This is a genomic window from uncultured Ligilactobacillus sp. (genome assembly GCF_948826705.1).
Classification (GTDB): Bacteria; Bacillota; Bacilli; order Lactobacillales; family Lactobacillaceae; genus Ligilactobacillus.
On record NZ_CAQLEL010000096.1, the window covers coordinates 1 to 14097 of the forward strand.

The 14097-nt window shown below is 40.1% G+C and carries 15 protein-coding genes and 1 tRNA gene; 15 read left to right on the forward strand and 1 reads right to left on the reverse strand.

The window, feature by feature from the left end:
* The 15 genes from Q9Q35_RS06495 to Q9Q35_RS06565 form a co-directional block, all read left to right on the forward strand.
* A partial coding sequence (locus Q9Q35_RS06495) for a Rib/alpha-like domain-containing protein (RefSeq protein ID WP_304652656.1) occupies nt 1–802 on the forward strand: 802 nt, incomplete at its 5' end.
* A 79-nt stretch (nt 803–881) separates the two neighbouring features.
* Nucleotides 882–1358 carry a ParB N-terminal domain-containing protein gene (locus Q9Q35_RS06500; RefSeq protein WP_304652657.1) on the forward strand — a complete coding sequence of 159 codons (477 nt, stop codon included), beginning with the start codon at nt 882–884 and terminating at the stop codon, nt 1356–1358.
* Between the two features lie 213 nt (nt 1359–1571).
* On the forward strand, nt 1572–2042 hold the full coding sequence (rimP, locus tag Q9Q35_RS06505; protein ID WP_304652658.1) for a ribosome maturation factor RimP: 471 nt from the start codon (nt 1572–1574) through the stop codon (nt 2040–2042).
* Nucleotides 2043–2071: 29 nt separating this feature from the next.
* Nucleotides 2072–3205, forward strand: a complete 1134-nt coding sequence (gene nusA / locus Q9Q35_RS06510) for a transcription termination factor NusA (protein ID WP_304652659.1) — start codon at nt 2072–2074, stop codon at nt 3203–3205.
* A gap of 11 nt (nt 3206–3216) precedes the next feature.
* Nucleotides 3217–3516 (forward strand): RNase P modulator RnpM, encoded by a 300-nt coding sequence (gene rnpM / locus Q9Q35_RS06515; RefSeq protein ID WP_010689155.1) that lies wholly within the window; start codon nt 3217–3219, stop codon nt 3514–3516.
* Entirely contained in the window at nt 3506–3820 is a 315-nt protein-coding gene (locus tag Q9Q35_RS06520) for a ribosomal L7Ae/L30e/S12e/Gadd45 family protein (RefSeq protein WP_304652668.1), read from the forward strand. The genes rnpM and Q9Q35_RS06520 overlap by 11 nt, the downstream gene beginning before the upstream one ends.
* A gap of 72 nt (nt 3821–3892) precedes the next feature.
* A complete protein-coding gene (infB, locus tag Q9Q35_RS06525; RefSeq protein ID WP_304652660.1) occupies nt 3893–6211 on the forward strand; it encodes a translation initiation factor IF-2 in 2319 nt (772 codons plus the stop codon).
* A gap of 24 nt (nt 6212–6235) precedes the next feature.
* Nucleotides 6236–6601, forward strand: a complete 366-nt coding sequence (gene rbfA / locus Q9Q35_RS06530) for a 30S ribosome-binding factor RbfA (RefSeq protein ID WP_004047989.1) — start codon at nt 6236–6238, stop codon at nt 6599–6601.
* Nucleotides 6602–6687: 86 nt separating this feature from the next.
* Nucleotides 6688–7602: a tRNA pseudouridine(55) synthase TruB gene (gene truB / locus Q9Q35_RS06535; RefSeq protein WP_304652661.1), complete on the forward strand. Its 915-nt coding sequence runs from the start codon at nt 6688–6690 to the stop codon at nt 7600–7602.
* 5 nt (nt 7603–7607) lie between these two features.
* The gene (gene ribF / locus Q9Q35_RS06540) at nt 7608–8555 is read left to right on the forward strand and encodes a riboflavin biosynthesis protein RibF (RefSeq protein ID WP_304652662.1); all 948 of its coding nucleotides are present in this window, start codon (nt 7608–7610) and stop codon (nt 8553–8555) included.
* 88 nt (nt 8556–8643) lie between these two features.
* Nucleotides 8644–9672: a heat-inducible transcriptional repressor HrcA gene (gene hrcA, locus Q9Q35_RS06545; protein ID WP_304652663.1), complete on the forward strand. Its 1029-nt coding sequence runs from the start codon at nt 8644–8646 to the stop codon at nt 9670–9672.
* Nucleotides 9673–9701: 29 nt separating this feature from the next.
* On the forward strand, nt 9702–10277 hold the full coding sequence (grpE, locus tag Q9Q35_RS06550; protein WP_304652664.1) for a nucleotide exchange factor GrpE: 576 nt from the start codon (nt 9702–9704) through the stop codon (nt 10275–10277).
* A 23-nt stretch (nt 10278–10300) separates the two neighbouring features.
* Nucleotides 10301–12145: a molecular chaperone DnaK gene (gene dnaK / locus Q9Q35_RS06555; protein ID WP_304652665.1), complete on the forward strand. Its 1845-nt coding sequence runs from the start codon at nt 10301–10303 to the stop codon at nt 12143–12145.
* Between the two features lie 128 nt (nt 12146–12273).
* Complete coding sequence (dnaJ, locus tag Q9Q35_RS06560; protein ID WP_304652666.1) at nt 12274–13404, forward strand: molecular chaperone DnaJ; 1131 nt, start codon at nt 12274–12276, stop codon at nt 13402–13404.
* An 86-nt stretch (nt 13405–13490) separates the two neighbouring features.
* Nucleotides 13491–13564: transfer RNA gene (locus Q9Q35_RS06565), tRNA-Arg, on the forward strand.
* Nucleotides 13565–13697: 133 nt separating this feature from the next.
* On the opposite strand, the gene Q9Q35_RS06570 is transcribed toward Q9Q35_RS06565, so the two are convergent.
* A partial coding sequence (locus tag Q9Q35_RS06570) for a site-specific integrase (protein ID WP_304652667.1) occupies nt 13698–14097 on the reverse strand: 400 nt, incomplete at its 5' end.

Below are 14097 nucleotides of genomic sequence, written 5' to 3' on the forward strand. Positions count from 1 at the left end.
TACAGCGTTGACTGAATTGACATTACCACAAGTAAATGCCAATACAGGATTCGAACAAAAAGCTGGTACAGATGCCTGGAGCCCAGCGTTACCAACAACGATCGTGAAAGCAGGCACATATACAGCACAATACCAAGCAACCCAAAGTGACGCAGATAAGTATACGCCACTTCCTGACACGATCGAAACACCTAAAGGTAAACTTCCACCAGCAGAAGATGGGATCAAGAATAAAGACGATCTCCCTAAAGATACAGAGTATGCATGGAAAGTAGAACCTGACATAACAGAGCCTGGCGATAAAACAGGAACGATAACTGTTACTTATCCAGATGGTTCAAGTGAAGATGTTATCGTAAAGGTCCATGTGAGATCTGATGCAGAAGAAAATGACCCTAAAGGAAAAGATGTTACTGTTGAACAAGGAAAACTCCCTGATCCAAGTCAAGGTATCAAAAATAAAGATGACCTTCCTGAGGGAACAAAATATTCTTGGAAAGAAAAGATCGATGTTTCTACTCCTGGAGATAAGCAAGGAATAGTTGTAGTAACTTATCCAGATGGTTCAACAGATGAAGTTTTAGTTACTGTTCATGTCACGGAGGTCACTAAAGATGGAGTAAGTGAAAAAACTACGCCTACAGGATCTTCAGAAAGCATTCAAACTGATACAAAACAAAAACAAGAATTGGCACAATTAGGAGACAAGACTGAAACTAAGGCAGGGATCCTAGGCTTATTCTTACTTGCTATTGCAAGTACATTTGGATTGACCGCTTTCAAAAAACGTAAGGAAAACTAGCTAATAAGTTAGCTTCAGAGGTCGCAAAATAAACTTGCGACCTTTTTTGTTTTTTATTGAAAGGTAGGTAGATGATCGGATGAAAGAATGTACTAGTCCAGTTTATGGAACTAAGGCGATCCATGTAAGTCAGATAAGGCCAAGTAGTTATCGGCAAAATGACTTTGCCCCCTTAGAGATGAAATTATTGCATGAAAGTATCAAAAGTGACGGCTATACATTACCAATAGTTTGTTATTATGATAAGGACGAAGAAATCTATATCATTGTCGATGGTTATTATCGCTATCGAGTAATCATTGAATATGCTGATATCTATGAGCGTGAAAAAGGTTTTTTGCCAGTAGTTGTGATCAAAAAGCCCTGTACTGGACGATTAGCAAGTACTATCAGACATAATTGGACTCAAATAGGCTATGGTAAAAAAAATATCGGGAAAATTTTTAATAGGATCCACGAATTGAATTTATCTGATCGGTGGTTAGCTGATCAATTGTGTATGGATCAAAATGAATTTGATCGATTAAGAAAAATGTTGGATAGTTGTAAAATATAATTAAAAAGCGGTCGTAGTTTGAAGTGAAACTATGATCGTTTTTTAGTGTTCCATAAATCTAGCAGCCTTGACCTTGAATTCTTAAGTTTTTAATGTTATAATTAGTTTTGTATTTTGATAACTCGTGAGAGTGAGCAGAGATGCTCACTCTTTTTATTGGAATAAAAAATGCGTTACAATAGAGTTGCAAGTTATTTTAGAGGGGGCTAATGCGTGAGTGTTGTAGAAACAGTAACGAAGCTAGTTACACCGATCTTGGATGATCATCACTTTGAATTAGTTGATATCGAATTTGTCAAAGAAGGAAAAAGTTGGTATTTGCGTGTCTTTATCGACAAAGAAGGGGGCATCAACATCGAAGAATGTGCCCTTGTCAGCGACCAACTTAGTGAGAAGTTGGATAATTGCGATCCAGATCCAATTCCACAAGCTTATTATTTGGAAGTTTCTTCGCCAGGGGCAGAACGTCCATTGAAAAAAGAAAAAGATTATGAACGTGCTTTGAACTCATATATCAATATTTCACTTTACCAACAGCTCGATGGTAAAAAAATATATGAAGGAACAATGACAGCATTATCCAAAGATGAGTTGACACTTGAATATATGGATAAGACCCGTAAAAAAACAATCACGATCCCACGCAAGCAAATTGCTAAGGCGCGGCTCGCAATTAAATTTTAAAAGATTATTTTTACAAGGAGAATCAAACCATGAGTAAGGAATTACTTAACGCATTAGATGCGCTTGAAACAGAAAAAGGAATCAAAAAAGAAATTGTGATCGATGCGTTGGAACAGGCTTTAGTTTCAGCTTACAAGCGAAATTATGATAAAGCTCAAAACGTAGAAGTTGAATTTGACAAGCGTAAAGGTGACATCAAAGTCTATTCCGTCAAAGAAGTTGTCAACAATGTCTTTGACTCACGCTTGGAAGTTAGCTTAGAAGATGCATTAGAGATCAACAAAGCTTATGAAGTTGGTGATACGATCCGCTTTGAAGTGACACCACGTGATTTTGGACGGATCGCAGCTCAAACAGCTAAACAAGTGATCATGCAACGTGTGCGTGAAGAAGAACGCCAAATGATCTATGACCAATACAGCAAGTATGAAAATGAGATCGTCTCTGGTGAAGTTGAACGTCATGATAGCCGTTATATCTATGTCAATTTAGGTAATGTTGAAGCTGTTTTGTCTAAAAAAGATCAAGTGCCTGGTGAAGTTTACAAATCACATGATCGGATCAAAGTCTACATCTACAAAGTCGTTGATCCATCGGCTAACAACAATGAACCAGAAGTTGAAAATAAAGATGGCAAGAAGCGTCGTAAGAATCGTGGGCCACAAGTTTACGTTAGTCGTTCACACCCAGATCTATTGAAGCGCCTATTTGAAAATGAAGTGCCTGAAATTTTTGATGGTACCGTTGAGATCAAATCGATCGCACGTGAAGCTGGTGATCGTGCTAAAGTGGCGGTTTACTCGGCTGAAGAAGGCGTTGATCCGATCGGAACATGTGTGGGGCCACGGGGTGAACGTGTTCAAGCGATCGTCAATGAATTGAATGGTGAAAAGATGGACATCATTGAATGGAGTGAAGATCCAGCTAAGTATATCTCAAATGCTTTGAATCCAGCTAATATCGTTGAAGTTCGCTTTGACCCTGAAAATGAACGTGTCTGCACGGTGATCGTGCCAGATGATCAACTTTCACTTGCGATCGGCAAACGTGGGCAAAATGCTCGTTTAGCAGCGCATTTGACCGGATACAAGATCGATATCAAATCTGAATCCGATATGGCTGCTTTAGAAGCAGAAGTTTCGATCGAAACGACTGAAGAATAGGGGGCACAAACATGGCACAACGCAAGATCCCAATGCGCAAAGATATTGTTACTGGTGAAATGAAACCTAAAAAAGAACTTGTACGCGTCGTGAAAAACAAAGAAAATGAAGTGAGTCTTGATCCAACTGGTAAAAAGGCTGGCCGGGGTGCATATATTCATTTAGATGTGGCTACCGCAAAGAAAGCTCGAGAACAAAAGACTTTTGATAAAGTTTTTGGTGTTAAGATCGAACCTGCTTTTTATGATGAGCTAGTGGCATATGTCGATCACCAAGTTGCACGAGCAGAATTATTTGGCAATGGAAAATAAGATCAAACAAAAAAAAGCTCTAAACTTACTGGGATTAGCTCGGAAGGCTGGCAAGTTGACTACAGGCCAAGATCTGGTCTTAGCAACGATTCGTTCCGGAAAAGCTAAAGTCGTGTTGATGGCAAACGATTGTGGGCAAAGCACCCAAAAGAAATTCACTGATAAGTGTAAGAGCTATGATGTAGCATTAACAACAGAATTTACAAAACAGGAGTTAAGTGCTGCGATCGGCGTCAAGCGTTCATTGATCGCAGTTACCGATCCTGGTTTTGGAAAGAAGATACGCCAGCTTCTTTTTTCTTGATCGAAGAGTACAGAGCTTATTTGATCAGGGATCGAGTAGGTGTGTATTCTTGAAAATAAGGAGAGTGAAGTCATGAGTAAAAAAAGGATTTATGAACTGGCTAAGGAATTAAACGTTAGCAACAAAGAAGTAATTGAAGTTGCAAAGAAAAATGGTTTTAAAGTTGGCAACCATATGTCATCTTTAGACCAAGCTGCTGAAGCTAAAGTTAAAGCTTCATTTGTTAAACCAGTTAAATCTAGTTCACAACAGCAGGCGACTCCTAAAAAAGAAAACAGCGAGAAAAAACAAAATGTTGCTGTAAACAAAAACTCCCAAAATGCGCGGAATACTAATCATTCTAAGCATCAAAATCAAGCATCCGCACAAAGAAATAATGAAAGGCATTCAGGGAAGCGTATGGAAAAAAACAACAACAATAATAATAACGCGAATAACACAAAACATCGTGGCAATAATTCCCAAGGCAATAGCCAAAACAACAACCAAAAGAAAAATAAGTTTTCAAACAATCGCTTTGGCGGGAATAATAACAACCATAAGTTCAATAAAAAGAACAAGAAAAACAAAAATAAGAAGTTCAATCAAAAGAACAATAAACCAGCAGTTCCTCCACGTAAAAACAAGCCATTGCCAGAAGTTTTGGTCTATACAGTCGGTATGAACGTGGCAGATATTGCTAAAAAGATCCACCGTGAGCCAGCTGAGATCATCAAGAAGTTATTTATGATGGGTGTTATGGTCAACCAAAACCAATCCCTTGATAAAGATACGATCGAGATCTTGGCAGCTGATTACGGTATCAAGGCAGAAGAAAAAATCGAAGTTGACGTAGCTGATATCGATAAATTCTTTGAAGAAGAACAAAATAATCAAGATAATTTGACTTCACGTCCACCAGTTGTAACGATCATGGGTCACGTTGACCATGGTAAGACAACGTTATTGGATAAATTACGTCATACCAATGTTACAGCTGGCGAAGCTGGTGGTATCACGCAACATATCGGTGCTTACCAAGTGCGTCACTCAGGCAAAACGATCACATTCTTGGATACACCAGGACACGCTGCCTTCACTAACATGCGGGCTCGCGGGGCAGATATCACTGATATCACTGTCTTAGTCGTTGCCGCTGATGACGGCGTGATGCCACAAACGATCGAAGCTATCAACCACGCTAAGGCTGCTAATGTACCGATCATCGTTGCGGTCAATAAGATCGATAAACCAGGCGCTAATCCAAACCACGTCATGGAACAATTATCAGAGTATGAATTGATCCCTGAAAGTTGGGGTGGCGATACGATCTTCGTTGAGATCTCAGCTAAATTCAATAAGAACTTAGAAGAATTGCTCGATATGATCTTACTTGAAGCTGAAATGCTCGAATTGAAAGCCAACGCTAAGCAACATGGTGCAGGTTCAGTTATCGAAGCTCGTCTAGATAAAGGTAAGGGCTCTGTTGCATCATTACTCGTGCAACATGGTACATTACATGTTGGTGATCCGATCGTTGTGGGTAACACCTTTGGCCGTGTGCGGACAATGACTGATGCTCGTGGTCGTTCGATCAAGAAAGCAACTCCAGCGACTCCAGTTGAGATCACAGGTCTAAACGATGTTCCTGATTCTGGTGATCGTTTCATTACATTTGATGATGAAAAGACAGCACGGGCTGCTGGTGAAGAACGTGCTAAACGTGCCTTGATCAAAGAACGCAACCAAACGACGCATGTGACCTTAGATAACTTGTTTGATACCTTAAAAGAAGGGGATCTAAAAGAAGTTGATCTGATCATCAAAGCCGATGTGCAAGGTTCAGCTGAAGCTTTAGCACAAAGCTTTAAGAAGATCGACGTTGAAGGTGTTCGAGTAAATATCATTCACCAAGCGGTTGGTGCGATCAATGAATCTGATGTTACCTTGGCTGAAGCTTCAAATGCTATCATCATCGGTTTCAATGTACGCCCGACCCCACAAGCTAAGCTCCAAGCTGAAAGTGATAAGGTCGACATTCGCTTACACAACGTTATCTATAAGGCGATCGATGAAGTTGAAACTGCGATGAAGGGTATGTTAGAACCAGTCTTTGAAGAAAAAGTCATCGGTGAAGTTGAAATTCGTGAAACTTATAAAGTATCTAAGTTAGGTACGATCGGTGGGGGCTATGTCACAGATGGTCATATCCAACGTGATAGTGGTGTCCGCGTTATCCGTGATGGTATCGTGATCTATGAAGGTAAACTTGCTTCACTTAAGCGTTTCAAAGATGACGTTAAACAAGTAAAACAAGGTTACGAATGTGGTCTGATGATCGAAAAATACAATGATATCAAAGTAGGCGATCGTATTGAAGCTTACGTGATGGAAGAAGTTCCACAAGACTAATATTTGATTTGAGGAGGAATTTGAATGGCACAACATTATCGTGTGGGTCGGTTATCACAAGAGATCCAAAGGGAAGTCAATGACATTTTGACTAAGCGTGTGCGTGATCCTCGAGTACAAGGCGTGACGATCACGGGTGTAGAAGTGACAGGTGACTTGCAACATGCAACGATCTACTACAGTACATTATCTAATTTGGCTTCTGATGCTGAGAAAACACAGATCGGTTTAGATAAAGCAACAGGTTTGATCAGGCGTGAATTGGGCCAACGCTTGCGTATTTATGTAACGCCTGAAATTAAGTTTGAACGGGATGAATCAGTACGTTACGGTGATCATATCGATGAGCTTTTAAGTAAGCTACACCAGCAAGAAAGTAATCCTTATTGATCGATCATGATTTAAAAATTATGTGTAGATAAAAAGAAGCTGGAAAAATTTTTCTAGCTTCTTTTTTTAGAAAAGAGAGGTAAAAAATGGACGGGATCCTTCCTTTGAATAAAGATCGTGGTATGACGAGCCACGATGCAGTTTTTAAATGCCGGAAAATTTTTAAAACACGTAAAGTTGGGCATAGTGGTACACTTGATCCCAATGTTGATGGTGTTTTACCGATCTGTATCGGTAGAGCAACTAAGGCAGTCAATTACTTGATGGCTTCGGGAAAAGTTTATAAAGGTGAGATAATTTTAGGCTTTTCAACAGAAACTGAAGATCTTGATGGTGAAGTTATTGCTAAAAAAGCTATCGAACGACCTTTTAGTCAAGAACAGATCGATCAAGCAATGGTACAGCTGACAGGTGAGATAATTCAGACCCCGCCGATGTATTCTGCAGTCAAGGTCGATGGTAAGCGGCTCTACGAATACGCACGTGCCGGGCAAAGTGTTGAACGCCCCAAAAGAAAGATCACAGTCGATTATTTTAAGCAGACTAAACCAAGCACATATGATGTAGCTAAAAAACAACAAACGCTTTATTTTGAAGTCGGTTGTGGTAAAGGAACTTATGTCCGGACTTTAGCGTTAGATCTAGGCGAAATTTTAGGCGTACCAGCTGTAATGTCAGATCTGACCCGTCTGCAAAGTGGGGGCTTTGATCTAAAGAAGAGTGTGACCCTTGAACAGCTGACTAATGCCACTCCAGAAGAACTAGAGACTTACCTTTATCCACTTGAATATGCTTTTCGAAGCTATCCGAAAGTTATCCTGACTGAACAACAGTGGCAAAAGGTTCAAAATGGTGGTTTTTTACCAGCAAATATTTTTAAAGATAAGACGTCAAAGATCTTGTTGATGTATGGTGATAAAGCACGGGCGCTTTATTATTATGATGACAAAAAAGATGTTTTTCGTTCAGAGCAAATGCTTGATCTAACTCAAAGAGGGTAACAGAGATGAAAGTTATTGAATTAGCTGAACCGTATGCTAAAAGTGAGATCTATTCAGGAAGGATCGTCTTAGCACTAGGTTTTTTTGATGGAGTCCATCGTGGACATCAAGCCGTGATCAAGGCAGCTAAACAACAAGCAAAAAAAATGGGTGTCAAGCTAGCTGTGATGACTTTTGATCGGCATCCCAGTGCTATTTTTCAGCATCGTGATCCGCAAAAGATCCAATATTTGACGACGATCACCGAAAAATTATCATTATTTGAAAAATTTGGAGCAGATATTGCTTATGTGGTCAAATTTGACGAAAAGCTTGCGTATTTAAAGCCCCAAGAATTTATCGATAAATATGTCGTAGGTCTAAATGCAGTAGGGATAACTGCTGGCAGTGATTACACATATGGGCCCCATACAGTCGCTAATATGAAAAATTTGCCTAAGTATGCTAAAAATAGATTCGAGATCCAGACTGTCGAGCTACTAAAAGAAGATGAAAAAGTTGGTTCGACTGGGATCAGGGAAGCTTTAGCGAGTGGCAAAGTCGAACTTGCAGCTCACTATTTAGGTTATGATTACCAAACGACTGGGACAGTGGTACATGGCTTTGAACGTGGCCGGCAGATAGGTTTTCCAACTTTGAACATTGAAACGAGTTCTTACAAACAATTGCCAGCAGTAGGGGTCTATGCTGTTGAAGTAGAATTGGATGGTAAACGATACCAAGGAATGGCTTCGATCGGTCATAATGAAACTTTTGGTGATGATCTAGCTAAGACATTAGAAGTAAATCTCTTTGATTTTTCTGCGATGGTCTATGGCAAAAAAGTAACGGTCTATTGGAAAAATTATTTGCGGCCAATGGTGAAATTTAATAGTATCACTGAATTAGTCGTACAATTAGAGGCTGATAAACGGCATTCTGAAGCGTTGCTCAATGTTCAAAATGAAAATTAGCACTCTGCTTGACAGATTGCTAAGAGTTGTGTATATTAATAATTGACTTAGCACTCCATAGTGTTAAGTGCTAAAAGAGGTGATCGTAGTGTTGACTGAGCGACAGTTATTGATCCTTGAAGCTGTGATCCGCAATTATACAGAAGCGGGGCAGCCGATCGGATCGAAGACTTTACAACAACAATTACCGGTCCATGTGAGTTCAGCGACCATTCGCAATGAGATGGCGGTTCTCGAACAGCAAGGATATATTGCAAAGGAACATTCAAGTTCAGGGAGGATCCCTTCACTTAAGGGGTATCGATATTATGTCGATAATTTGATGAAACCTAGCAAACTTGATCGTAATGCTTTGCATGATATTCGCAACTCTTTTGGAAATGAATTTCAGAAGATCGATGAGATCCTAGCTACTTCAGCTAAGATCTTATCCGATTTGACAAGTTACACTGCTATTTCGCTCAAACCTGAAGCTAAGGATCTACGCTTAGAGGGTTTTAGACTTGTAGAGCTTGGCAATCAACAGGTAATGGTGATTTTGGTGACAAGTGACGGTACCGTTGAGAGTCAGACGTTTACGATGCCAAGTGGGATAAGTGGCAGTGAACTCGAAGCTGTTATCCGTCTGATCAATGATAGAGTCGTTGGTCTACCACTAAGACAGGTGATCGTCAGGCTTAATGAATGTTTGCCCCTTTTGAACCGTTACTTACATCAACCTGCTGGTTTCATTGATGTTTTTGGGAATATCTTGAATCGTGCAGCTAAGGAACAGGTTTATGTAGGGGGTAAGATGAATCTTTTGGATTTTTCCAAAGATGCCTCACTTGAACAGATAAAGTCGCTATATTCTCTAGTTGATCAAACTCAAGGGATCGGCAGTTTGGTGGATCCATCTAAAAATGGGATCTCCGTTAAGTTGGGTGATGAATTACCAAGTATTTTGTTACAAAACTATAGCTTGATCTCAGCTACTTTTGATGACGGTAACCATGGACAGGGGACGATCGCGATCCTAGGTCCGACAAATATGCCGTATTCAAAAATGATCGGTCTGATCACTGTTTTTCGTGATGAACTGACTAAGAGGATAAACGATTATTATCAAAAGTTTTAAATTAATTTTATAGGAAAAGGGGTGTTGATGTGGCAGAAGAAGAGATCAAAAATGCTGCAGCAGAGCAAACAGCACCGGATGAAACTGAAGTAAAAAATGATTCAGTGGATGATCCAAAGAAAGAAGAAGCTGTTGATGAAGTCACGGCTTTGACTGATCAGTTAACTGAACTGCAAAAAAAATATGATGAATTAGAAGATCGCTATTACCGTTCAGAAGCAGAAATGGCGAACATGACTAAGCGTTTCAAAAAAGAACAAGAGCAACTTCTTCGTTATGAAGGTCAAGATCTAGCACGTGATATTTTACCAGTTGTTGATAATTTGACGCGTGCCTTGCAAACAGAAGTTGAAGATGCTGGTTCAAAACAGCTCAAGCAAGGGATCGAGATCGTTGCAAGAGATCTCGATAAGGCCTTGCAAAGTAATGATGTGACAAAGATCGCTTCGTTGGGTGAAGAATTTGATCCGACAAAACATCAAGCGGTCAAGTCAGTGCCGGTCGAAGAAGGGCAAGCACCTGAAACGATCGTTCAAGTCTTACAAGAGGGCTATATGTTAAAAGATCGCGTCTTACGTCCAGCAATGGTCGTTGTCGCACAATAATTTTGTAAAAGGGTGAATTTTTAATGTCAAAAATCATTGGTATTGACCTTGGGACAACCAACTCAGCAGTTGCTGTTCTTGAAGGTAAAGAAGCAAAAATTATTACAAATCCAGAAGGTAACCGGACAACTCCATCTGTTGTTTCATTTAAAAATGGTGAAACTCAAGTTGGTGAAGTGGCTAAACGTCAAGCGATCACTAACCCAAATACGATCAGCTCGATCAAACGTCACATGGGCGAAGCAGGTTATACAGTAGATATCGAAGGTAAAGAATACACACCACAAGAAATTTCAGCAATGATCTTGCAATATATCAAAGAATATGCTGAAAGCTACTTAGGTGAAGAAGTTACTCAAGCTGTTATCACAGTTCCAGCTTATTTCAATGACTCACAACGTCAAGCTACTAAAGATGCTGGTAAGATCGCTGGTTTGAAAGTTGAACGTATCGTTAACGAACCAACAGCAGCTGCTTTAGCTTATGGTTTGGACAAGCAAGACAAAGATGAAAAAGTTTTGGTCTTTGACCTTGGTGGTGGTACATTTGACGTTTCCATCCTTGAACTTGGCGACGGTGTCTTCCAAGTGCTTTCTACAAACGGTGATACCAACCTTGGTGGGGATGACTTTGATAACAAGATCATCGATTGGTTAGTAGCAGAATTCAAGAAAGAACATGGTATTGATCTTTCAACTGATAAGATGGCAATGCAACGTCTTAAAGATGCTGCTGAAAAGGCTAAAAAAGACCTTTCTGGTGTAACTTCTGCACAGATCTCCTTGCCATTCATCACAGCAGGTGAAGCTGGTCCATTGCACTTAGAAACAACTTTAACACGTGCTAAGTTCAATGAATTGACACATGATTTGATCGAAAGAACTAAGATCCCTGTACGTAATGCTTTACAAGATGCTGGTCTAACAAATGCTGACATTGATGAAGTCATCTTAGTTGGTGGTTCAACACGTATTCCTGCAGTTAAGGAAGCTGTTAAAGCTGAAACTGGTCATACACCAAACGAATCTGTTAACCCTGATGAAGCTGTTGCTTTAGGGGCAGCTATTCAAGGTGGGGTCATCACTGGTGATGTTAAAGACGTTGTTTTACTTGATGTTACCCCATTATCACTTGGTATCGAAACAATGGGTGGCGTCTTTACAAAATTGATCGATCGCAATACGACGATCCCAACTTCTAAGTCACAAGTCTTCTCAACTGCTGCTGATAACCAACCAGCTGTTGATATTCACGTTTTACAAGGTGAACGTCCAATGGCAGCTGACAACAAGACTTTAGGTCGTTTCCAATTAACAGATATTCCAGCAGCTCCACGTGGTGTTCCTCAGATCCAAGTTACATTTGATATCGACAAGAACGGTATCGTAAATGTATCTGCTAAAGATCTTGGAACTAACAAAGAACAAAAGATCACGATCAAGAGTTCATCTGGTCTATCCGACGAGGAGATCGATCGTATGGTCAAGGAAGCTAAGGAAAATGAAGAAGCTGATAAGAAGCGTAAAGAAGAAGTTGACCTACGCAACGAAGTAGATCAATTGCTCTTCCAAACAGATAAGACATTAGAAGAGATCAAAGGCAAAGTGTCTGATGACGAAGTGAAGAAAGCTGAAGATGCACGTGATGCATTGAAGAAAGCTCAAGAAGAAAATAACATTGAAGACATGAAAGCTAAGAAAGATGATTTGACAAAGATCATCCAAGATGTGTCAGTCAAACTTTACCAACAAGCACAACAAGCTCAAGGCCAAGCTCAAGCTGATGGTGCATCCGCTAGCGAAAACAACGCTGCTGATGATAACACAGTAGATGGCGACTTTAAAGAAGTCGATCCTGACGATAAATAATCGTTACAATGGCTAAATGAAAAGTCAAAGGCCCTTTGTGGACTTTGGCTTTTTATTTTTAAGCAGTTATGTTAATCTAAATTTAAGTGTAATTGCACGGCAAATAACCAATTATTTGGAGGAGAAACATGGAAAAGAATCCTTATGATGTCTTAGGTATTTCCAAAGATGCATCTACTGATGAGATCAAGCGCGCTTATCGCAAACTATCGAAGAAGTATCACCCTGACCTAAACCATGAAGCTGGGGCAGAAGAAAAATTCAAAGAGATAAACGATGCTTATGAGATTTTAAGTGACCCGCAGAAAAAGGCTCAATTTGATCAATTTGGCTCAACTGGAGCTCAAGGCTTTGGCGGTGCTGGGCAAGGCTTTGGTGGTGGCGGCTTTGAAGGTGGCTTCGGCGGTTTTGACGATATTTTCAGTTCATTCTTTGGTGGTGGCGGTGCTAGCCGTTCACGAACAGCGCCACGTCAAGGACGTGATCTGCAATATGAAATGAACTTGACCTTTGAAGAAGCAATTTTTGGTAAGACGACTGAAATTGAATATACTCGTGAAGAAGATTGCGACACATGTAACGGCACTGGTGCTAAACCAGGAACATCACCTGTGACTTGTTCACATTGTGGTGGTCGTGGCTTTGTCCAAGTTGAGCGTCAAACCCCACTTGGTCGTATCATGACACAACAAGAATGTGATGTCTGTGGTGGTACTGGAAAAGAGATCAAAGAAAAGTGTACTACATGTCATGGTTCCGGTCATATCCGTAAGAAGCATGCAGTCGAAGTCAAAGTGCCAGCAGGGGTCGAAGATGGCAATCAAATGCGTTTGCAAGGCCAAGGTGAAGCTGGGGTAAATGGTGGTCCATACGGCGATCTATTTATCGTCTTTAATGTTGCACCAAGTGATACCTTTAAGCGTGATGGCTCTGAGATCTATTTAGAACAACCGATCACATTTGTGCAGGCTACCTTAGGGGCTGAGATCCCTGTTAAGACTGTTCACGGAGATGTTAAGTTGAAGATCCCGGCTGGAACGCAAACGGGAACGACATTCCGCTTACGTGGTAAAGGTGCACCGAGATTGCATGGAACAGGTAATGGTGATGAACGTGTCACAGTGAAAGTTCAAACACCAAAGAGTCTAAATAAACAACAAAAGATCGCATTGAAGGCTTTTGCAGAAGCTTCGGGCGATGAAGTTGCTGATGAAGGAAACTTCTTGGATCGTTTAGTTAAGGCACTAAAAAATGAATAAGATCACAAGATAAAAATTTATAAATTTTCATCTGAAAATGATTGACTTTGATCATAAAAAGACGGTATAATTAACTTTGTTGCGATGGTCTGGTAGCTCAGTTGGATAGAGCAACGGTCTTCTAAACCGTAGGTCGTGAGTTCGAATCTCACCCGGATCATTTTAAATGAAGTTAATACCAGTTAAGAAAAGGCAAAACGTTGTTATATCAGCGTTTTGCCTTTTTTGTTTTATTGAAAAAACAGTTAAAAACAGTAGGAATTTGAAAAGTTGTTGCACAAATGTTGCACAAATTACTCAGCCAGCAAAGCGAGATTTTTCTTGATCTCACTTATTTGTGTTTGCTGATATTCATGGATAAGATAGGCATAAGTATCAGTCGTAGTAGATAGATCCGAGTGACCTAATCGCTTAGAAATAACAAAAATATCGATCCCTTTGCTAAGTAGATAGGCAACATGTGTATGACGTAGCGAATGGAAGTGAAAGGATGGTTTCTTGATCTTGGCTTGTTTTAAGAGCGCGCGTAATGTATTATTTGCAGCCGCTGAAGTTGGGATCTGACCACGTGCATTTTCAAATACCATATTGCTATTATTTTCTTTGAGTTCAGCTAACCAATCAAGCAATTGTTGTGTTACGTTTACAGTCCGATTAGATGAATCATTTTTCGTTGCTTTAAATCCACCACCA

Bases quoted from the DNA above. Each gene is read 5' to 3' on its own strand.
- Q9Q35_RS06500 (WP_304652657.1), top strand. From the start codon at position 882: ATGAAAGAATGTACTAGTCCAGTTTATGGAACTAAGGCGATCCATGTA.
- nusA (WP_304652659.1), top strand. From the start codon at position 2,072: ATGAGTAAGGAATTACTTAACGCATTAGATGCGCTTGAAACAGAAAAA.
- rnpM (WP_010689155.1), top strand. From the start codon at position 3,217: ATGGCACAACGCAAGATCCCAATGCGCAAAGATATTGTTACTGGTGAA.
- Q9Q35_RS06520 (WP_304652668.1), top strand. From the start codon at position 3,506: ATGGAAAATAAGATCAAACAAAAAAAAGCTCTAAACTTACTGGGATTA.
- infB (WP_304652660.1), top strand. From the start codon at position 3,893: ATGAGTAAAAAAAGGATTTATGAACTGGCTAAGGAATTAAACGTTAGC.
- rbfA (WP_004047989.1), top strand. From the start codon at position 6,236: ATGGCACAACATTATCGTGTGGGTCGGTTATCACAAGAGATCCAAAGG.
- truB (WP_304652661.1), top strand. From the start codon at position 6,688: ATGGACGGGATCCTTCCTTTGAATAAAGATCGTGGTATGACGAGCCAC.
- ribF (WP_304652662.1), top strand. From the start codon at position 7,608: ATGAAAGTTATTGAATTAGCTGAACCGTATGCTAAAAGTGAGATCTAT.
- dnaK (WP_304652665.1), top strand. From the start codon at position 10,301: ATGTCAAAAATCATTGGTATTGACCTTGGGACAACCAACTCAGCAGTT.
- dnaJ (WP_304652666.1), top strand. From the start codon at position 12,274: ATGGAAAAGAATCCTTATGATGTCTTAGGTATTTCCAAAGATGCATCT.